We start from the raw sequence: 19947 nt of genomic DNA, 5'->3' as shown, positions 1-19947 counted from the left end.
TTAATGAACAAATGAAATACTACCTATTATTATTTATTTTTACACTTGTTAATTCTTCGTTGGTTTTTTCTCAAGAGAAGTTGATAAAACATACTGTAAAAAAAGGAGAAACAATCACTGCCATTGCTCAGAAATATAAAATAGAACCTAGTGCTATTTATGAACTTAACCCGGATTGCAGTCGAACATTAAAAGTAGAATCCATTATTTTAATTCCACGCACGACATCTAAGGTTATTAAATCAAAAACAGAATCAAAAACTGTAATTGTTGAAAACACTCACGAAGTTCAGCCTAAAGAGACTTTATTTGGTATTGCAAAACAATATGAGATTTCTTTAGAAGAACTTAATGCCGCCAATCCAGAATTAGTAGAAACGGGTTTAAAGGCAGGACAAAAAATAAAAATACCTTCTAAAGTTATTACAAAGATTGTTACAGAGAATAAGAAAGAAACAGCAAAATTAGAACCTATAAAAGAAGTAGTTCTAATAGAAAAAAAAGAAAAGAGTGTTACTTTACCTCATACTAAACAAACCGAATCAACAATACATCAAGTTGTAGCATCAGAAACAAAATTCGGAATAGCAAAACAATATGGAATTTCAGTAAATGATTTGGATAAAGCTAATCCGATATTAGAAAAGGAAGCCCTAAAGGTGGGACAGAAAATCGTGATTCCCATAAAAGAAGGTGTTGCAGCAGTTACTACAGTTGTAAAGCCAATTGAGACTGTGCCAGTAAAATCAATTGGAGTTCAAGAAAATACCAAAGTCAAAGAGGAAGTTGTAACAGTTAAAAAGGAAGCAATTGAAGAAAATGTAGCGACTATTTCGTATGAAGTGCTTCCAAAAGAAACTAAATATGGAATTGCCAAAAAGTATGGAATTTCGGTTTCGGAATTAGAAATACAGAATCCTTCTATTGCTAAAAATTTATATGTTGGCGCTAAATTGAAAATTGTTGGTGCAAAAGCGATTCAAGAAGAAGTTTCAGATGATACTAAATTAATTGCTGAAACGACGAATCAAACAGATGCAAATCAAGAGAATTTAACCATTGCGAGTAGTTTGGCAAAATGGAATACGAGCGAGGAACTTGCTGATGAATTAATTCGAATGGCATCAGATAATTTGGGATCAAGATACCGTTCAGGAGGAACTTCAAAAAATGGTTTTGACTGCTCCGGTTTAATGTATGCTACTTTTAGTTCTCTGGATATTAAATTACCTAGATCCTCACATCAGATGGCTACCATTGGTACTGTAGTCGATCCTAATCAAGCTCAAAAAGGTGATTTGATATTCTTCAAGACTAGAGGAGCTAATCAAATTAACCATGTGGGGATGATAGTAGAGGTAAATGATGGCGAAATAAAATTCATTCACTCTGCTACTCATGGCGGTGTAATAATATCATCTACAAAAGAAAAGTATTATGAGAAGAATTTTACTCAAATAAATAGGGTGCTTCAGCAGTAAATACTATAAAAAAAACTCCTCATTTGAGGAGTTTTTTTATGGCATAATACTTAGTTTAATTTGTTAGAAATATTTTTTTGAAAAAATGTATATCTTTAACCAACCAAAATTTAACCTAAACCTATAAATATAAATATGAAAGAAAATCAACCTGAAGATTTTAAGCGCGAATTAGGATTATTAGACGGAACAATGTTAGTCGTAGGTTCAATGATAGGATCTGGGATTTTTATTGTCAGTGCTGACATTGCAAGACAAGTTGGATCGGCAGGTTGGCTAACTTTAATTTGGTTGGTTTCTGGAGTTATAACAATGATTGCTGCGGTAAGTTATGGAGAGTTGAGTGCTATGTTTCCTAAAGCGGGTGGCCAATATGTATATTTAAAAGAGGCTTATAATAAATTAATTGCTTTTTTATACGGTTGGAGTTTCTTCGCAGTTATTCAAACAGGAACCATTGCGGCTGTTGGTGTTGGTTTTTCCAAATTTGCAGCGTATTTAATTCCTTCGCTTAGTGATGAAAATATACTATTTGAATTTAGTTCGTTTCAATTAAATGCAGCTCAAATTGTATCAATAATCACAATTGTTTTGCTTACTTATGTTAATAGCAGAGGCGTTAAGAATAGTAAAACATTACAAACAATTTTGACTGTTATTAAAATTCTGTCTTTATTTGGTTTGATAATTTTCGGATTGTTGTTAGCTGCAAAAGCAGAAGTTTGGAATGCGAATTGGTCTGACGCCTGGAATACACGTTCATTTAATTCCGATACTGGTTCGTGGTTGCCAATAGGTGGAACTGCTTTGTTAACTGGTATTTCTGCAGCTATGGTTGGGTCTTTGTTTTCGAGTGATGCCTGGAATGGAGTAACTTTTATTGCTGGAGAAATTAAAAATCCAAAACGCAATGTAGGTTTGAGTTTGTTTCTTGGAACTTTTATAGTTACTATTATTTATGTATTAACTAATTTAATGTATTTAGCAGTAATTCCTCTTGAAGAAATTGCAACTGCTAAATCCGATCGAGTAGCAGTAGTATCCTCTCAATATACTTTTGGGGATATGGGAACAATTATTATTGCTGTAATGATTATGATTTCCACATTTGCTTGTAATAATGGTTTGATTATGGCAGGTGCTAGAGTTTATTACACGATGGCTAAAGATGGTCTTTTTTTGAAAAAGGCAGCTAATTTAAATTCGGCTAGTGTTCCAGAATGGGCGCTTTGGGTACAATGCGTTTGGGCTTCGCTTTTATGTTTAACGGGGAAGTATGGAGATTTATTAGACTTTGTAATCATAATAGTTTTAATATTCTATATTCTTACTATTTATGGAATTTTTATACTTCGTAAGAAAATGCCAGATGTTGAGAGGCCTTATAAAGCTTTTGGTTATCCATTCTTACCAATGCTATATATTGTGATTGCTACGGCAGTTTGTGTTTCATTATTGTTCACTAAATTTTCAACTTGTGGTTGGGGTGTATTAATTATGTTGACTGGAATACCGATTTACTATTTTACAAAACCTAAGGAATAAATTGTGTTTAAAATAAATAGAAAAGCCGGCTTGTAGATTCAAGCCGGCTTTTTGGATTATGTGGGGAACTTAATATTTTATAAAATACTACTTACTTCTTCATAAGGCAATCCCCATGCTTCAGCAACTCCTTGGTAAACAATTTTACCATTGGCGATATTTAATCCTTTTTTCAATTCTTCATTTTCAGAACACGCTTTTTTCCATCCTTTGTTTGCCAATTGAATTGCGTATGGCAAGGTAGCATTAGTCAAAGCTAAGGTAGATGTGTAAGGTACTGCTCCTGGCATATTAGCTACACAATAGTGAACTATTCCATCAATAATAAAAGTCGGATTTTCATGAGTTGTTGGTGTACAAGTTTCAATACAACCTCCTTGATCCACAGCAACATCCACTACAACAGTGCCAGGACTCATTAATTTTAACATGTCTTTTGTGATCAAATGAGGTGCTTTTGCTCCAGGAATTAACACGGCTCCGATTACTAAATCAGCATTTGCAATCGCATCACAAATATTATAATGGTTAGACATTAATGTGGTTACATTAGGTGGCATTATATCCGATAAATAACGCAAACGCGCTAAGCTTACATCCATAATTGTAACATTGGCACCAAAACCAGCAGCCATTTTAGCTGCTTGAGTTCCTACGATACCACCTCCTAAGACAACTACTTTTGCAGGGTTTACACCTGGAACTCCTCCTAAAAGAATTCCTTTTCCTTGCATAGGTTTCTCTAAATATTTGGCACCTTCTTGAATAGACATTCTTCCGGCAACTTCAGACATTGGCACTAATAAAGGCAAACTGCGGTCTGTTTTTTCTACGGTTTCGTAAGCCAAACAAATTGCATCGCGTTCAATCATTGCTTTAGTTAATGGTTCAGAGGAAGCAAAGTGAAAATAGGTAAACACCAATTGGTCTTTTTTAATCAAAGGATATTCAGAAGCTATTGGTTCTTTTACCTTGATAATCATTTCGGCAATTTCGTAAACAGCTTCAATAGTTGGCAAAATTTGCGCTCCAGCATTTACATAAGCACCATCATTAAAACCACTATTTTCTCCTGCGGTTGATTGAATATAAATTTGGTGACCGTGCTTTTTAAATTCAGCTACTCCAGCAGGAGTAAGTGCAACACGATTTTCATTGTTTTTGATTTCTTTTGGAACACCTATTATCATAAATTGTAGTTTTTAAAAGTTAGTTCTAAAATTGATTAACAAATGTATTGATTAAGAAAAAATTATTGTAATATTGGATATAATTTAGTATTTTTTTCTTTTATATTATAAATTAGTTGTTTATTTTTCTTTATTTATTCTATTAAGTAGTAGTAAAAAGAAAAATTAACTACTTACTGAATCAAGTTTAATTTTATTACATAATTATTATGACTATCGACACCATTGATAAAAAAATACTTAGGTTATTACAAGAAGATGCACATTTGACTTTAAAAGATATTTCAAATAAAATCAACTTGTCCTTAACTCCTGTTCATGATCGAGTCAAACGTTTAGAAAAGGAAGGGGTTATTGAAAAATATGTATCCATCGTAAACAAAAAGAAACTAGGGATTCATTTAACGGTTTATTGTCAAGTTACCTTGGTGAAACAAACTCACGATGTTTCTGAAGAGTTTAACAAGTCTATTCTAAATATGCCTGAAGTAGTGGAATGTAATTTTGTTTCAGGTAATTTTGACTACTTACTCAAAGTGGTTTTGGCTGACATGGATAGTTATCATTATTTTCACCAACAAAAATTATCTGTTTTACCTGAAGTGTCTTTGATTAACAGTTTCTTTATTATCTCGGAAGTAAAGTCGACTACAGTTATGCCAATTTCTTAAATATAAAATCCGTTTCAAATTCGAAACGGATTTTAAAATAACTCAGCTTAAAGAAAACAAACTAAAAAACTAAAAACTATAACAAAAAGCTGAGTATTAATAATAAGTAAATCGTCTTACTTTAGCAATGTATTTAGCTAAACGAATTACTTGATGACTGTAACCATATTCATTGTCATACCAAATGTATAACACAATATTTTTACCATCTTTAGAAACAATTGTTGCGTTACTATCATAAATCGATGGTGCAGAGGTTCCAACAATATCAGTTGAAACTAATTCATTATTTAGCGAATATTTTATCTGTTCAACTAATTCACCTTCTAAAGCAGATTTCTTAATAATTGCATTAATAGTTTCTATAGTAGTAGTTTGATTAACCTCTAAATTTAATACTACCAAAGAACCGTTGGGTACTGGAACTCGTATGGCATTTGAAGTTAATTTTCCATCCAAAGAAGGGATTGCCTTTGCTACCGCTGTTCCAGCTCCCGTTTCTGTAATCACCATATTTAATGCAGCTGCACGACCACGGCGGTATTTTTTGTGCATATTGTCAACTAAATTTTGATCATTGGTATAGGCATGAATCGTTTCTAAATGACCTTTTACAATGCCTAAAGAATCTTCTATTACTTTTAAAATAGGCGTTATTGCATTGGTGGTGCAAGAAGCAGCTGAAAAAATATCAATCTCGTCTGGATTGTATTCGTTTTGATTTACTCCATGAACAATATTAGGAACTCCTTTTCCTGGAGCTGTTAGCAATACTTTATGCGCTCCTTTAGATTTTAAGTGACGACTTAACGCTTCTTGCGTTGTAAATGCGCCAGTATTATCTATTACTAAAGCATTTTTAATATTCCATTTTGTATAATCTATTTCTTCAGGACTACTAGCAGATATAACATGTACAGTTGTACCATTGATGATAAGGGCATTATTTTTAGCATCTGCAACCACAGAACCCATAAAATCTCCATGTATAGAATCATATCGTAATAGAGAAGCCCTTTTTTCTAGTGTAATTGCGTCATTTTTTTCACGAACCACAATGGCTCTTAATCGAAGTTGATCGCCTTTTCCTGTTTTCGAAACCAACTCACGTGCTAAAAGCCTTCCAATTCTTCCAAAACCATAGAGAACTACATCTTTTGGTTTTATTTCTTTAGATGATTTAGCTTTTTTTAACTTCTCCATTACAAAATACCTTGCATTTGGGTATTTATCTTCTTCTAAACCAAACTCGTAGGTTAGTTTTCCAAGATCCAATTTGGATGGTGGTAATTGAATTTCTGATAAAGCACGGGCAATATCAATAGAATGAAAAATGGATATTGGTTTTCCAACAAAAGCTCCAGCATATTCGTGTAGATTTAATATTTCACTTACATTCTTATCAATTAATTGGTTTCTGAATAAAACAATCTCTATTGATTTTTCGTACCATAAGTCACTAATTATTTTGATTAATTCGGCACTTATTTGCCTTCTATCTGCTTGTAGAGTAACTTCTTTTTGATATAAATGTGTAGTTTTCATTAAAATTTATAGATTATGCCTTTTTACTGATTAAAAATTATTTATTTTTCAAAAATATAAAATTTCAATCGATTTCGTAAATTTATTTATTGAAAAATTAATAAAAAAGCCATCTTGAATTTTCAAGATGGCTTTTTTAAAAAACTACAAGTAAAACTAAATAATAATTCTGAAAATTTCTCCGTTCTGGTTGATCATTTCAATGCGAATACTTTGACCTTCTTCTTTGTTATTTAATAATTTAGAAACAGTTTCAATATCGGTTGCCTTTAAATTATCAATACTTAAAATAATATTGCCTAAAAGTTCTCTTTCATAGGCTTTTAAATTCTCATTTGTTATAGCTTTAATTTTCACACCATAATTTAAACGGAATCTTTTTTTGTCATTTGAATCAATATTTTCTAATTCGAGGCCTTTAAACTCGGTGTTGAAATTATCGTTCTTACTTAGAATTACAGGTATTACTTTATTTTTACCTTCTCTAATTATTGTAACAGCTACTTTGTCATTAGGTCTTTTGGTATTGATATAACCGGATAAATCTGCAAAAGTTGCTACCGATTGATTGTCTAGTTTTATAATAACGTCACCTTTTTGAAGTCCAGCTTTTTCTGCTCCAGATCTTTTAGTTACTTTATTTACATAGAATCCTTCTGTTTGAGATATGCCTAATTCTTTGGACGACTTTGAATTTAATTCGCCCCCTTCAACTCCTAGTATTCCTCGCTGTACATTGCCATACTCCATAATATCTTCTATTATTTTCCGTGCAATGTTGGATGGAACAGCAAATGAATAGCCGGTGTAACTTCCAGTAGGGGAACTGATCATAGTGTTAATCCCAATTAATTCACCACGAGTGTTTACTAATGCACCACCACTATTTCCAGGGTTCACCGCCGCATCGGTTTGAATAAAAGATTGTATTCCGCTTGTATCTAAATTTCGTGCCTTTGCAGATACAATTCCGGCAGTAACTGTAGAAGTTAAGTTGTACGGATTTCCAACAGCTAATACCCATTCTCCAATTTTTACTGAATCAGAGTTGGCGAAAGCTGTGTATGGTAATTTTTCATCGGCATTGATTTTAAGCAAAGCAATATCCATTTTAGAATCGGTACCAATAAGTTTTGCTTTATAGGATTTTTTATTATTTAAAGTAATTTCAATTTCGTTAGCATCTTTTACTACGTGGTTATTAGTTACTATATAACCATCCTCTGAGATGATTACTCCAGAACCAGTACCAATTTGTTCTTGTTGTTGGCTACCGCCATATCCATAAAAGAATTCCATAATTGGATTGGTAATGGTTCTTCTTGAAACGTTTTTAACGTGAACTACTGTATGAATAGTTTTTTCAGCAGAGGTGGTAAAATCAACATTCTCTGGTGAATACCCAACCCTTTTTCCATAAAAATCTGAGGCTTCAGTTACCAGGCCGTTGGTGTTTTTAGAAAAATAACCATTAGGTTCAAATAATAATTTGTATGCACTTAGTGTCACAGCGCCACTTAAAAGCGATACTAAAAATAGACTTGAAAAGCGATTCATAATGATTTTGGTTTAAAATTTACGTGTAAATTTATAATAGAAATTCTTTTGTAAAAAACAGTTTAACGCACTTTAACAGTGATTAACATTTCATTAATAGTTCGTACTTTTGTTTCATAATTTATATTTATGCAAATAGAATTTTATAAATACCAAGGAACGGGAAACGATTTTGTTATGATTGACAATCGCGCTGGTATTTTCCCAAAAGAAAACACAGAATTAGTTGCGCATTTGTGTGACAGACGTTTTGGAATTGGTGCCGATGGATTGATTTTGTTGGATACTGATGCAGATACCGATTTCAGAATGGTGTATTACAATTCAGATGGTAATTTGAGTTCTATGTGTGGTAATGGTGGACGCTGTTTAGTCGCTTTTGCAAAAAAACTGAATATAATTCAAAACGAGACTACATTTATTGCTTCGGATGGTTTGCATTATGCGACAGTTTCTGAAGAGAATATTGTATCATTACAAATGATTGATGTGACTGAGATTAAAAATACATCCGAATATTCTTTTTTGAATACAGGTTCTCCTCATCATGTTCAATTGGTAGCAGATCTAGAAAATTACAATGTCAAAGAAAATGGCGCTACCATTCGATATGGAGACTTGTATGGGAAAGAAGGTAGTAATATCAATTTTGTAAAAAAAATTAACGAGAACACTTTTTCTTTGCGAACCTATGAAAGAGGAGTAGAGGGAGAAACCTTAGCTTGTGGTACAGGAGCAACTGCTGTTGCAATTGCTATGAATGCAACTGGACAAACAAATTTAAACGCTATTAATTTGAATGTTGAAGGTGGCAAATTATCAGTTTCATTTGATATTGAAAATGGAAAATATACTAACGTATTTTTGAAAGGGCCTGCAGAGTTTGTTTATAAAGGAAGGATTGAAATATAAATTCAAGACATGATCACTCTAAAAGGCAAGAATATCTATTTACGTGCATTAGAACCCAATGATTTGGAGTTTGTTTATGCTATGGAGAACGACCAAAGTATTTGGGAAGTCAGTAATACTCAAACGCCATACAGCAGGTTTTTAGTGAAACAATACCTAGAGAATGCCCATCAAGATATTTATGAGGCCAAACAGTTACGATTGGCCATTTGCCAAGACGAAGATTTTCCTGCTTTGGGTCTAATCGATTTGTTTGACTTTGATCCTCAGAATAGACGAGCTGGAATTGGTATTGTAATTCAGTCTATAAATGATAGAAATAAAAATATTGGTTCTGAAGCATTACATTTGATGATCCAATATGCATTTCATAATTTGAATTTACATCAATTGTATGCAAATATTGCAACAGATAATTTAGCTAGTTTAGCACTTTTTACTAAATTTGGCTTCCAGGAAATAGGAGTAAAAAAAGATTGGACGTTAGTAAATGGAACGTTTAAAGATGAAGCACTATTTCAATTACTAAATCAATAATTTAAATTAAGTATTATTTTGAATTTCAAAAAAGCTATAACTACAGTTACTATTGTTCTTATTTCAGGTCTTATTATTTATGGTTTAATTTTAGTAAACCAAATTTTCTCTTCAAATACTAAATTCGAAGAAGCTGAAATGTATGTTTATATTCCAACGGATTCGGATTACGAATCAGTTAAAAAGATTGTAGCACCTTATGTAGATGACATTGAAAGATTTGATGCTGTAGCATATAAAAAGAAATATCCGAATAATGTAAAGCCAGGTAAGTTTCTATTCAAGAAAGGAATGAATAGCAACGAATTAATTAATGCTTTACGAATCAATACTGAAGTAAAACTCTCGTTCAATAATCAAGAGCGTTTGGAAGATTTTGCTGGAAGAATAGGTTCTGAAATAGAAGCAGATAGTCTTTCATTATTGACGGTTTTTAAGGATGCTACTTTTTTGGCAGAAAATGGATTTAATGAAGACAATGTTTTAACAATGTTTATTCCGAATACCTATGAATTGTATTGGAATACTACAGCGGTAAAATTCCGAGATAAAATGATTAAGGAATACCGCAATTTTTGGAATGAAGAGCGAGTTGCTAAAGCTAAAGCGCAAGGATTGACTCCTATTGAGGCCACTATTTTGGCTTCTATTGTTCATAAAGAATCGGTTAAAAAGGATGAAAGACCTAGAATTGCAGGGGTATACTTGAATCGTTTACACAGAGGTATTTTGTTACAAGCAGACCCGACCGTAATTTTTGCAGTTAAAAAGAAATCCAATGACTTTAAGCAGGTAATTAAAAGAGTATTGAATAAAGATTTACAAGTTGCTTCGCCTTACAACACTTATTATAGTGCTGGCTTACCACCAGGTCCAATTGCAATGCCAGATATATCAGCAATTGAGGCGGTTTTAAATCCAGAAAAACACAACTTCATTTATTTTTGCGCGAGCGTAACTCGTTTTGGGTATCATGATTTTGCCGTAACCCAAGCTGAACACGAACAAAATGCCAAAAAATATTACAATTGGATTAATAGTCAAGGAGTGAAAAGATAAAATAAAAAAAGCGAAAATAATTTTCGCTTTTTTTATTGAGTTTAAAGTTTTGATTCTCTTTTTCATTTTAAAACCCTTTACTTCTGTTGCATCTTAGCTGTTTTGTATGTTTCTAAATTGTTAATAAATCGTTTAACAAAACTTTAATACACTGATTTTAAGCACCGTATTTTTTGTTGTATATTTGTACCGTAGAAATTTCTGAGGGTGACAGCTTTAGAAGAAAAACAATTTATGATAAAGAAATGGCATTTTTATTCCACTTTACTACTGATTATTGCTTTTTTAAGCCTAGGTTTTAAACCTTTTAATTTAGATTCCAATCCTTGGTTTCTAACAGATGGATCTAATGAATCCTACTATCTTTTCCCTTCACAACGCCAGGAAGATTACGCAAAACTAAATATTCCTTACACTGGAAATTTTTTCATAGGCTATAAAGAAGCTATTGCTTTTAAAGAGTCGCAAGGAAAGTACAGAAGAACCAATTCTTTAGGATATTTAGGAAAATATCAATTCGGTTCTAGTACTTTAAGAACCATTGGGATTTACAACACGAGAGCTTTTTTAAATAATCCAGAATTACAAGAGAAAGCTTTTGTAACCTTATTAGCTAAAAACAAATGGTTACTCCGAAAAGAGATAGAAAAATACGATGGAACTGTTATTAATGGAATTCATATTACAGAATCTGGGATTTTAGCTGCAGCACATTTAGGTGGTGTGCGTACGGTTAAAAGATTTTTTAGATCCAACGGGAAGCGTTATTTCAGGGATGCTTACGGAACTTCAATTGTTAGTTATATGAAAGCATTTGGTGGATATGACACCTCATTTATAGAAGCAGATAAACACGCTTCAATCTAATAATTATTTAAATTACAAATAAAATGGCGGTCAATTTTGACCGCCATTTTTAGTATAAATTAATCTATTAAAATTTCCAATATTTTAATGGCAGCATCACTAATTTTAGTTCCTGGACCAAAAACGGCGACTGCGCCAGCATCAAATAAGAACTGGTAATCTTGTGCAGGAATAACACCTCCTACCACAACCATAATATCTTCTCGGCCGTAGTTTTTAAGTTCTTCAATCACTTGTGGTACTAAGGTTTTGTGACCCGCAGCCAAAGATGATACACCTAGGATATGAACATCATTTTCCACGGCTTGTTTTGCTGCTTCTGCAGGAGTTTGAAATAAAGGACCAATGTCCACATCAAAACCTACATCGGCATAACCTGTTGCTACTACTTTGGCGCCACGATCATGTCCGTCTTGTCCCATTTTAGCAATCATAATTCGAGGTCTTCTACCTTCTTTTTCGGCAAAAACATTGGCTAACTGTTTTGCTTTTTCAAAACTTTCGTCGTTTTTTATTTCTTTACTATACACACCGCTAAACGATTTAATTTGTGCTTTGTATCTACCAAAAATAGTTTCTAAGGCATCACTGATTTCTCCTAAAGTAGCTCTGTTTCTAGCTGCTTCAACAGCAATTTCTAATAAATTACCCTCTCCTGATTTAGCACAATGGATTAATTTTTCTAGACTTTTTTTAACCTCTTCATTATTTCGAGAAGATTTAATGCGATCCAATTGTTCTAATTGTTGTCTGCGCACCATTTGATTATCTACGTCCAAAATTTGTAGTGGATCTTCTTTCTCTAAACGGTATTGGTTTACGCCTACAATGATATCTTGTCCGCTATCAATTCGAGCTTGCTTTCTCGCAGCAGCTTCTTCAATTCGAAGTTTAGGGATTCCAGACTCAATCGCTTTAGTCATTCCACCTAATTCCTCAACCTCTTCAATTAATTTCCAAGCACTCTGAGCAATTTCATGTGTTAGATTTTCTACATAATAGCTTCCAGCCCAAGGATCAACGGTTTTGGTGATTTTAGTTTCATCTTGTAGATACAATTGGGTGTTTCGAGCAATTCTAGCAGAAAAATCAGTAGGCAAAGCAATCGCTTCGTCTAAGGCATTGGTATGTAATGATTGCGTTCCACCAAAAGCTGCCGCTGCCGCTTCAATACAAGTTCGAGCAACATTATTAAAAGGATCTTGTTCGGTTAAACTCCAACCTGATGTTTGACAATGGGTACGTAATGCTAGCGATTTGTCGTCTTTAGGTTCGAATTGTTGTACTAATTTAGCCCAAATCATTCGTCCCGCACGCATTTTTGCAATTTCCATAAAATGATTCATTCCAATTGCCCAAAAGAAAGAAAGTCTCGGCGCAAATTCATCTATTTTCATTCCTGCAGCTAAACCAGTTCGAATGTATTCTAAACCATCTGCTAAAGTGTATGCTAACTCAATATCAGCAGTAGCTCCAGCTTCTTGCATGTGATAACCCGAAATGGATATGGAGTTAAATTTAGGCATATTTTTGCTCGTAAACTCAAAAATATCAGCGATGATTTTCATCGAAGGAGTAGGAGGGTAGATATAGGTGTTTCGAACCATAAACTCTTTCAAAATGTCGTTTTGAATTGTACCTGAAAGTTTGTCTGGAGTAACACCTTGTTCTTCGGCTGCTACTATATAAAAAGCCATAATCGGTAACACAGCACCATTCATCGTCATGGAAACTGACATTTCATCTAATGGAATTTGGTCAAACAAAACCTTCATATCTTCAACAGAATCAATCGCTACTCCTGCTTTTCCAACATCGCCCACAACACGTTCGTGATCTGAATCGTAGCCACGGTGCGTTGGTAAATCAAAAGCAATAGAAAGTCCTTTTTGCCCTGCTGCTAAATTACGTCTGTAAAAAGCATTACTTTCTTCGGCAGTAGAAAATCCTGCATATTGACGCACTGTCCAAGGGCGTCGTACATACATTGTAGCATAAGGACCACGTAAATTAGGCGCAAATCCAGCACCAAAATCCAAATGCTCTAATTGTTGAATATCTTGTTCAGTATAAGTTTGCTTCAAAGCAATTCCCTCAGCAGTTTGAAATTCAGCCTTTGCTTTTATTTCATTTTCTAACTTTTCTACAGATTTGATTTGAATATGTTGCAGGTCTTTTCTTTTCATTTTTGGTGACAAATTTCTATTTGACATTATTTGGATACTAAACAATTACTCTTTTTCTAATCGTTCTTGTTCGATTTTCTCTGCGAGACGCCGCTCAATAATAGGAGTGATGAGCGTTTTCCTTGGTTTTATTTTAACGAAAGGGAAAAGTTCCAAATCGTGTTTCATTCGATCGTCTTTGTTAGCGTGTTTGTTTGTTCCCAATAAAATTTCTTTTCCAGAATCAAACAAATCTTGTTCTTTATCGGCGCTTTCTTGAATTTTTCTTTTGATGATTCCTTCATTCAGTTGCTTTAAAAAGCCTCCATTAGCTTCAATATCTTTAAATAATACTAAAGCTTTATCAGCTAATTGCTGTGTCAAACTTTCTATGTAATAACTTCCATCTGATGGATTATTAACTTTATCAAAATAGCTTTCATTTTTTAAAATCAGTAATTGGTTTCGAGCTATTCGATCTCCAAATTCATTGTCTTTGTGATATAAAGCATCATAAGGTAGATTCGCAATAGTATCCGCACCTCCAAGAATTGCGCTCATACATTCAGTAGTTGTACGAAGCATATTCACGTTGTAATCATACAGTGTTTTATTTCTTTTGGTAGGTGTAACGACTAAATTACAATTCCAATTTTGATTGTACTCCTTCGCAATTAAATTGAAAAGTAAACGGATAGCTCTTAGTTTAGCGATTTCAAAAAAGTAATTGGTTCCAACAGCAATTTCTAAAACCATAGTTTGGGGTTTAGAAAGTTCGATGTGATTGAAATACTCATTAGCGTGAGCTAAAGTATACGCAATTTGCTGTACAATAGTAGCCCCAGAATTCTGATATAAAGCACCATTTACACTAATAAGTGAAAGAGCGTTGTCTCTTTTGACAAGATTATTTAGGGTTTCAAAATTATTTTTTTCTGATGTAGTGAACCAATTTCCCTCTTTTGCTAATTGCCCAATCGGATCTATATTGCAATAGATAGTGGCTTTTCTTTTTGTTGCAATTGATTCGATCTTTTGAACGAAATCGATTGAAATAAAATTCAAATGAAAGAATATAGGTGTGCTTTCTAAAGGTAATTTTTCTAGTAATTTTTCAATAGCTATAGTTTCGTCTTCAATTGAGAAACGGATACTTTCAGCACCTCTTGCTAAACTATCTAAAGCACGTTCTATTGATTTATTGATGTCGTGGACAAAAATATTTTGACAAATTTTAAATTCAGAAGCTTTTGTAGTTACTGAGATTACTTCTTTTACATCTTCTTTGTCATAAAATGGTTTTACCTTGATGTCGTCAGGGGAATTCCAAATAAGTGTTTCATTGTAATCAGCACCTTTCAGTTCAAACTGAATTTTTTGTTTCCATTCTTTGGCAGAAACAGGAGCGAAATTTGTAAAAAGAGGTTTCATTAGCGTTGTTGTTTCGAATTAAAAATAGAAGAGATAATTTATTTTGTTTTGATGGCACTGTCTCCTTCAAACTCTATGATATAAATGTCTTCACTATCTTTCTTCATATAATATTTTTCACGTGCATATTTCTCAACATATTCAATATTCTTGAGTTCTTTTATATGCCTTTTGTCTTTCTTGATTTCTTCTTGGTAATACGATTTATTGTCTTCTAATTCGTCGATTTGATTGTCTAAGAAGCGATGATCGAAATACGAATAGTTGTCTAAAAAAAGCATCCAGCCCGTAAAAAACACTAATACTAAAATGTATTTGTTGCTCAATAGTTTAAACCAAGATTTGTTTTTAAGCGGATTTGTCATTGTTTCTATATTTTAGCCCCGATTGCAGTGAAAATCCCATTCTTTTTAGAATGGATTGTAACGTAAAGCGGGAAAAAGCTCCAAAATAAAATTGTGTTACAATTGGATTTTAGATAAATATTATTTTATTAAACGTTTAATTTTTGATTAATTACGGCACGAACTACATCGATCGCTACAGTGTTGTATTTGTCGTTAGGGATGATAATATCGGCAAATGCTTTTGTAGGTTCAATAAATTGCTGGTGCATTGGTTTTAAAGTAGTTTGGTATCTGTTGAGTACTTCATTCATATCTCTACCACGATCTGCGATATCTCTTTTTAATCTACGAATTAGACGCTCGTCTGGATCAGCTTGAACATAAATTTTTACATCAAAAAGGTCTCTCAATTCGGGATTGGTTAAAATTAAAATTCCTTCAACAACCATTACTTTTCTAGGATGAGTAAAAACAGTGTCGCTTGTTCTATTGTGAGAAACAAAAGAATAAACGGGTTGATTGATGTTATTACCTGCTTTTAATTCTTTAAGATGCTCTACCAATAACTCAAAATCTATTGATCTAGGATGATCAAAATTAATTGCAGCTCTTTCTTCATAAGTCATTCCAACATTCTCTTTATAATAAGAATCTTGTGAAATAATCCCCACTTCAGTTTCTGGTAATTCATTTACGATTTGATTGACTACAGTTGTTTTACCACTTCCAGTTCCTCCTGCAATTCCTATAATGAGCATAAATTGTGATTATAATGTTTACCTAACAAAAATAGGAATTTTATTCTGAGTGATTTCCTTTTTTACTAAATGTTTGCTAAATTGATATATTTAATTTTTTTACAGAATAAAAAAAAGAGCAACTAAAAATAGTGCTCTTTTAATGTTTTGATTTATTTGTTTTTCTTTGCTTTAATCATCATTTCTAGCATATCCCACATTTCAGCAGGAATATCCTCTAGAAGATTAAATTGTCCGGCACCTTTTAACCATTCACCTCCGTCAATGACTACCACTTCTCCATTAATATAGGCAGAAAAGTCAGAAACTAAATAGGCAGCTAAATTGGCTAATTCTTGATGATCGCCCACACGTTTTAAGGGTACTTTTTTAGCCATATCAAATTTTTCAGCTAAATCACCTGGTAATAATCGATCCCAAGCTCCTTTAGTTGGAAATGGCCCTGGCGCAATGGCATTGGTACGAATCCCGTATTTTGCCCATTCTACGGCTAAACTTTTTGTCATAGCCAATACTCCTGCTTTTGCAGTGGCGCTTGGTACAACATAAGCTGAACCTGTCCAAGCATAGGTAGTAACAATGTTAAGTACAGTTGATGAAGTTTGTTTGGTATCAATCCAATGCTTTCCAAAAGCGAGCGTACAGTTTTTGGTTCCCTTTAGAACAATATCAATGACGGTGTCAAATGCATTTGATGATAAACGCTCTGTAGGCGAAATGAAATTACCTGCTGCATTGTTTAATAAAATATCTACTTTGCCAAACGTTTTCAATGTTTCTTGAAGCATGTTTTCTACTTCTTCATAATGACGAACGTCACATTGAATAGGTAAACAAGTTCCGCCAGTTTGTGTTTCTAATTCGGCAGCAGTGTTTTTTAGTTTGTCTAAATCACGAGAAGTAATGGCTACTTTGGCTCCTAATTCCAAAAAATATTTAGTCATAGCTTTGCCCAAACCGCTTCCGCCACCTGTAACCACAATTACTTTTCCTTTTAATGCGTCATCGCGCAGCATTTTATCTGTATAACTCATAGTTTCATTTGTTTAATGAAGTAAATATAAGTAATAAATAGTATGCATGCATAATATTTTAAGAAATATGCTTAAAATTTTTATAACAAATTAAAATTTATGAATAATAAAAATTGTAGGTCGGTTGTGCAAATCTACTTTTGTCTTTTTCCAATCGGAAGCGCGTAAAGTTTTGATATATTCTGTTGGTAAGGTAATATCAGTTGCAATACAAAGGTGTGTTGAAGGTTGTAAGGCTTGTAGAATATCTTCTAATAATTTATTGTTGCGGTAGGGTGTTTCAATAAAAATTTGCGATTGATTTTTGTCAAAAGACAATTTTTCTAAATTTTTCAAAGCTGATTTTTTATCACTTTTGTCAATGGGTAAATATCCATTAAAAGTAAAACTCTGTCCATTCATTCCTGAAGCCATCATAGCTAATACAATAGAGGAAGGTCCAACAAGTGGAATGACTTGAATCCCTTTTTCGTGAGCCAATTTTACAATGACTGCACCAGGATCAGCTACACCAGGACAACCTGCTTCACTCATTAATCCTACGTTTTTGCCTTCTAACAAAGGTTGGATAAAACTAAGGTGTTCTTTCGCATCGGTATGTTTATTCAATGCGAAAAGTACGAGTTCAGACTGCTTTTTTTCGGGAAGTACTGCTTTTATAGACTTACGAGCTGTTTTTTCATTTTCTACTATATAACAGTCGATTAACTCTATGGCTCTTTTTACTGTTTGAGGTAATACATCCATAGGATCGCTTTCTCCCATAGTAACCGGAATTAAATACAGTTTTCCTAAAGATGTCTTTGTATTCATAACAGTGATTTTTAGATTCGGAAAAATAGGGTTTATTGATGTTTGGTAATCAACTTTTGAGCAATACTATCGCAAACTTCATCCAACATGTTATAAACAATGTCAAATCCGTTGTGCATTCCAAAATAGGGATCAGGGACTTCCTTGTTTTGTGACGGATGTAATTCATTCATGATAAGTGTTACCTTTTCTTTTTGTTCTTTGGTCTCTGCCAAAGCGATAACATTGTCATAATTGGAATTATCCATTACAAAGATGTAGTCAAAAGTATCAAAGTCGGCACTGCTGAATTGTCTCCCTTTTTGGTTGGAAATGTCTAGTCCGTTTTTTTTGGCAACGGCCACGGAACGTTCGTCAGGCGATTGACCTATGTGCCAAGAACCAGTTCCTGCAGAATCAACAGTAAATTTGTCTTTAGGTAATTTAGAAGCTAATATTCCTTCGGCCAAAGGTGACCGACAAATATTTCCCAAACAAACCATTACGATTTTTACGGACATTTGCTGCCTATAAGGTTAATTTTTTGTGGATATCTTCAACAAACTTTTTGAATTGTTTATCAGTAGATACTAGATTATCAACAGTTTTACAAGCGTGTAATACAGTAGCGTGGTCGCGATCTCCAATTTGAGATCCAATGTTTGCTAAAGAAGCTTTGGTAAATTTCTTAGCAAAAAACATCGCTAATTGTCTAGCTTGAACAACGTGTCTTTTTCTAGTTTTTGATTGTAGTGTTTCTAAGTCCAATTGGAAATAGTCGGAAACAATTTTTTGAATATAATCGATAGAAATTTCGCGTTTGACATTCTTTACGAATTTCTCTACGATGCTTTTCGCTAATTCAATGGTTACTTCTTTTTTGTTGAAAGAAGATTGAGCGATTAGAGAGATGATTGCACCTTCTAATTCTCTAACATTCGTTTTGATATTACGAGCAACATATTCAATTATTTCTTCTGGCATTTCAACACCATCACGATACAGAATATTCTTTAAGATAGAAACTCTAGTTTCGTAATCAGGTTGGTGCAATTCAGCAGACAATCCCCATTTGAAACGAGACAATAAACGTTGTTCAATGTCTTGCATGTCAACAGGAGCCTTGTCAGAAGTCAAGATAACTTGTTTTCCGTTTTGGTGTAAGTAATTGAAAATATGGAAGAATACATCTTGAGTTCCTGATTTTCCAGAAAGGAATTGAACATCATCAATAATTAAAACATCAATCAATTGGTAGAAATGAATAAAATCATTTCTAGTATTTTTCTTAACAGAGTCAATATATTGTTGCGTAAAAATTTCAGCAGAAATATACAAAACTGTTTTTTCAGGGTATTTGTCTTTAATTTCTACACCAATAGCGTGAGCTAAGTGTGTTTTTCCTAAACCAACTCCTCCAAAAATCAATAGTGGATTGAAAGAAGTTCCTCCTGGTTTGTTGGCTACAGCCATACCAGCAGAACGTGCCAATCGGTTTGAATCTCCTTCTAAGAAATTGTCAAAACTATAGTTGGCATTCAATTGAGATTCGATTTTTAAATTACGAATTCCTGGAATTACAAACGGATTTTTAAGTTCAGGGTTTAAATTTTTTAACGGAGCATCAACATCTTGCGGTTTCATTTGCGCTCTGTTAGCACTTGGTAATTGTTCCGTGTAGGGTTGTTTATTACCATAAGTGTTCTCCATTTTAATTTTATAGAGTAACTTTGCGTTTTTCCCGAGTTCTTTGGTAAGCGCAACTTTTAATAATTTAACGTAATGTTCTTCTAACCATTCGTAGAAAAATTTACTTGGTACTTGAATATATAATGCGTTATCGGTAAGCTCAACTGACTTGATTGGTTCAAACCAAGTTTTGTAGGCTTGGTCTTGAATATTATCTTTTATGAAAGATAAACAGTTTTCCCATACTGATTGAGCAGTTTTGTTCATATATTCGGTTAAATTATTTAAGTTTGGTTACTATTTTATTACAAAAAAAGGTGGGGCTATTCTTGTATTTTTCTGGGACAACAAATATGTGAACAAATTT

At 33.3% G+C, this 19947-nt stretch carries 18 protein-coding genes; 7 read left to right on the top strand and 11 right to left on the bottom strand.

Features of this window, described 5'->3' with window-relative positions:
* Positions 1–11: 11 nt before the first annotated feature.
* Both LPC20_RS00090 and LPC20_RS00085 read left to right on the top strand, forming a co-directional pair.
* Positions 12–1481, top strand: a complete 1470-nt coding sequence (locus LPC20_RS00090) for a C40 family peptidase (RefSeq protein WP_229325293.1) — start codon at positions 12–14, stop codon at positions 1479–1481.
* Between the two features lie 135 nt (positions 1482–1616).
* Positions 1617–3026 (top strand): APC family permease, encoded by a 1410-nt coding sequence (locus LPC20_RS00085; RefSeq protein WP_229325291.1) that lies wholly within the window; start codon positions 1617–1619, stop codon positions 3024–3026.
* Between the two features lie 77 nt (positions 3027–3103).
* On the opposite strand, the gene ald is transcribed toward LPC20_RS00085, so the two are convergent.
* Positions 3104–4216 carry an alanine dehydrogenase gene (gene ald / locus LPC20_RS00080; protein WP_229325289.1) on the bottom strand — a complete coding sequence of 371 codons (1113 nt, stop codon included), beginning with the start codon at positions 4214–4216 and terminating at the stop codon, positions 3104–3106.
* Positions 4217–4425: 209 nt separating this feature from the next.
* Here ald and LPC20_RS00075 point away from each other — a divergent pair, with 209 nt between their 5' ends.
* Positions 4426–4887, top strand: coding sequence for an Lrp/AsnC family transcriptional regulator (locus LPC20_RS00075; protein ID WP_229325287.1), 462 nt, complete (start codon positions 4426–4428; stop codon positions 4885–4887).
* Between the two features lie 96 nt (positions 4888–4983).
* Here the strand turns inward: LPC20_RS00075 and LPC20_RS00070 are convergent, their stop codons facing one another.
* Together LPC20_RS00070 and LPC20_RS00065 are read right to left on the bottom strand one after the other, a co-directional pair.
* Positions 4984–6432 carry a glyceraldehyde-3-phosphate dehydrogenase gene (locus LPC20_RS00070; RefSeq protein ID WP_229325285.1) on the bottom strand — a complete coding sequence of 483 codons (1449 nt, stop codon included), beginning with the start codon at positions 6430–6432 and terminating at the stop codon, positions 4984–4986.
* A 156-nt stretch (positions 6433–6588) separates the two neighbouring features.
* Complete coding sequence (locus LPC20_RS00065) at positions 6589–7989, bottom strand: Do family serine endopeptidase (RefSeq protein WP_229325282.1); 1401 nt, start codon at positions 7987–7989, stop codon at positions 6589–6591.
* 129 nt (positions 7990–8118) lie between these two features.
* Here LPC20_RS00065 and dapF point away from each other — a divergent pair, with 129 nt between their 5' ends.
* From dapF to LPC20_RS00045, 4 genes are all read left to right on the top strand, one after another.
* The gene (gene dapF, locus LPC20_RS00060) at positions 8119–8901 is read left to right on the top strand and encodes a diaminopimelate epimerase (RefSeq protein WP_229325280.1); all 783 of its coding nucleotides are present in this window, start codon (positions 8119–8121) and stop codon (positions 8899–8901) included.
* A 9-nt stretch (positions 8902–8910) separates the two neighbouring features.
* Positions 8911–9438: a GNAT family N-acetyltransferase gene (locus LPC20_RS00055; protein WP_229325278.1), complete on the top strand. Its 528-nt coding sequence runs from the start codon at positions 8911–8913 to the stop codon at positions 9436–9438.
* An 18-nt stretch (positions 9439–9456) separates the two neighbouring features.
* A complete protein-coding gene (mltG, locus tag LPC20_RS00050) occupies positions 9457–10497 on the top strand; it encodes an endolytic transglycosylase MltG (protein WP_229325276.1) in 1041 nt (346 codons plus the stop codon).
* Positions 10498–10731: 234 nt separating this feature from the next.
* On the top strand, positions 10732–11364 hold the full coding sequence (locus LPC20_RS00045; RefSeq protein ID WP_229325274.1) for a peptidoglycan-binding protein LysM: 633 nt from the start codon (positions 10732–10734) through the stop codon (positions 11362–11364).
* Between the two features lie 59 nt (positions 11365–11423).
* Here the strand turns inward: LPC20_RS00045 and scpA are convergent, their stop codons facing one another.
* The 8 genes from scpA to dnaA form a co-directional block, all read right to left on the bottom strand.
* On the bottom strand, positions 11424–13550 hold the full coding sequence (scpA, locus tag LPC20_RS00040; RefSeq protein WP_229325272.1) for a methylmalonyl-CoA mutase: 2127 nt from the start codon (positions 13548–13550) through the stop codon (positions 11424–11426).
* A gap of 45 nt (positions 13551–13595) precedes the next feature.
* A complete protein-coding gene (locus LPC20_RS00035) occupies positions 13596–14960 on the bottom strand; it encodes a methylmalonyl-CoA mutase subunit beta (RefSeq protein WP_229325270.1) in 1365 nt (454 codons plus the stop codon).
* A gap of 38 nt (positions 14961–14998) precedes the next feature.
* Entirely contained in the window at positions 14999–15325 is a 327-nt protein-coding gene (locus LPC20_RS00030; RefSeq protein WP_229325268.1) for an FtsB family cell division protein, read from the bottom strand.
* A 128-nt stretch (positions 15326–15453) separates the two neighbouring features.
* Positions 15454–16065: a uridine kinase gene (gene udk, locus LPC20_RS00025; RefSeq protein WP_229325265.1), complete on the bottom strand. Its 612-nt coding sequence runs from the start codon at positions 16063–16065 to the stop codon at positions 15454–15456.
* A gap of 152 nt (positions 16066–16217) precedes the next feature.
* On the bottom strand, positions 16218–17099 hold the full coding sequence (locus LPC20_RS00020) for an SDR family oxidoreductase (protein WP_229325263.1): 882 nt from the start codon (positions 17097–17099) through the stop codon (positions 16218–16220).
* Between the two features lie 90 nt (positions 17100–17189).
* Positions 17190–17912: an SAM-dependent methyltransferase gene (locus LPC20_RS00015; RefSeq protein WP_229325261.1), complete on the bottom strand. Its 723-nt coding sequence runs from the start codon at positions 17910–17912 to the stop codon at positions 17190–17192.
* Positions 17913–17944: 32 nt separating this feature from the next.
* On the bottom strand, positions 17945–18412 hold the full coding sequence (locus tag LPC20_RS00010; RefSeq protein WP_229325259.1) for a low molecular weight protein-tyrosine-phosphatase: 468 nt from the start codon (positions 18410–18412) through the stop codon (positions 17945–17947).
* Positions 18413–18419: 7 nt separating this feature from the next.
* Entirely contained in the window at positions 18420–19847 is a 1428-nt protein-coding gene (dnaA, locus tag LPC20_RS00005; protein ID WP_229317207.1) for a chromosomal replication initiator protein DnaA, read from the bottom strand.
* Positions 19848–19947 lie beyond the last annotated feature (100 nt).

The sequence above is a fragment of the Flavobacterium ammonificans genome (assembly GCF_020886115.1).
Lineage (GTDB): Bacteria > Bacteroidota > Bacteroidia > Flavobacteriales > Flavobacteriaceae > Flavobacterium > Flavobacterium ammonificans.
Note: the sequence above shows the minus strand (reverse complement) of the source record. Positions and strands in the feature narration are given on the sequence as shown.

Coding starts and splice junctions, on each gene's coding strand:
- LPC20_RS00030 (WP_229325268.1), bottom strand. CDS start 15,325: ATGACAAATCCGCTTAAAAACAAATCTTGGTTTAAACTATTGAGCAAC.
- LPC20_RS00055 (WP_229325278.1), top strand. CDS start 8,911: ATGATCACTCTAAAAGGCAAGAATATCTATTTACGTGCATTAGAACCC.
- udk (WP_229325265.1), bottom strand. CDS start 16,065: ATGCTCATTATAGGAATTGCAGGAGGAACTGGAAGTGGTAAAACAACT.
- LPC20_RS00035 (WP_229325270.1), bottom strand. CDS start 14,960: ATGAAACCTCTTTTTACAAATTTCGCTCCTGTTTCTGCCAAAGAATGG.
- LPC20_RS00070 (WP_229325285.1), bottom strand. CDS start 6,432: ATGAAAACTACACATTTATATCAAAAAGAAGTTACTCTACAAGCAGAT.
- LPC20_RS00075 (WP_229325287.1), top strand. CDS start 4,426: ATGACTATCGACACCATTGATAAAAAAATACTTAGGTTATTACAAGAA.
- LPC20_RS00065 (WP_229325282.1), bottom strand. CDS start 7,989: ATGAATCGCTTTTCAAGTCTATTTTTAGTATCGCTTTTAAGTGGCGCT.
- LPC20_RS00090 (WP_229325293.1), top strand. CDS start 12: ATGAAATACTACCTATTATTATTTATTTTTACACTTGTTAATTCTTCG.
- dnaA (WP_229317207.1), bottom strand. CDS start 19,847: ATGAACAAAACTGCTCAATCAGTATGGGAAAACTGTTTATCTTTCATA.
- LPC20_RS00045 (WP_229325274.1), top strand. CDS start 10,732: ATGATAAAGAAATGGCATTTTTATTCCACTTTACTACTGATTATTGCT.
- LPC20_RS00015 (WP_229325261.1), bottom strand. CDS start 17,912: ATGAATACAAAGACATCTTTAGGAAAACTGTATTTAATTCCGGTTACT.
- scpA (WP_229325272.1), bottom strand. CDS start 13,550: ATGAAAAGAAAAGACCTGCAACATATTCAAATCAAATCTGTAGAAAAG.
- LPC20_RS00010 (WP_229325259.1), bottom strand. CDS start 18,412: ATGTCCGTAAAAATCGTAATGGTTTGTTTGGGAAATATTTGTCGGTCA.
- LPC20_RS00085 (WP_229325291.1), top strand. CDS start 1,617: ATGAAAGAAAATCAACCTGAAGATTTTAAGCGCGAATTAGGATTATTA.
- LPC20_RS00020 (WP_229325263.1), bottom strand. CDS start 17,099: ATGAGTTATACAGATAAAATGCTGCGCGATGACGCATTAAAAGGAAAA.
- ald (WP_229325289.1), bottom strand. CDS start 4,216: ATGATAATAGGTGTTCCAAAAGAAATCAAAAACAATGAAAATCGTGTT.
- dapF (WP_229325280.1), top strand. CDS start 8,119: ATGCAAATAGAATTTTATAAATACCAAGGAACGGGAAACGATTTTGTT.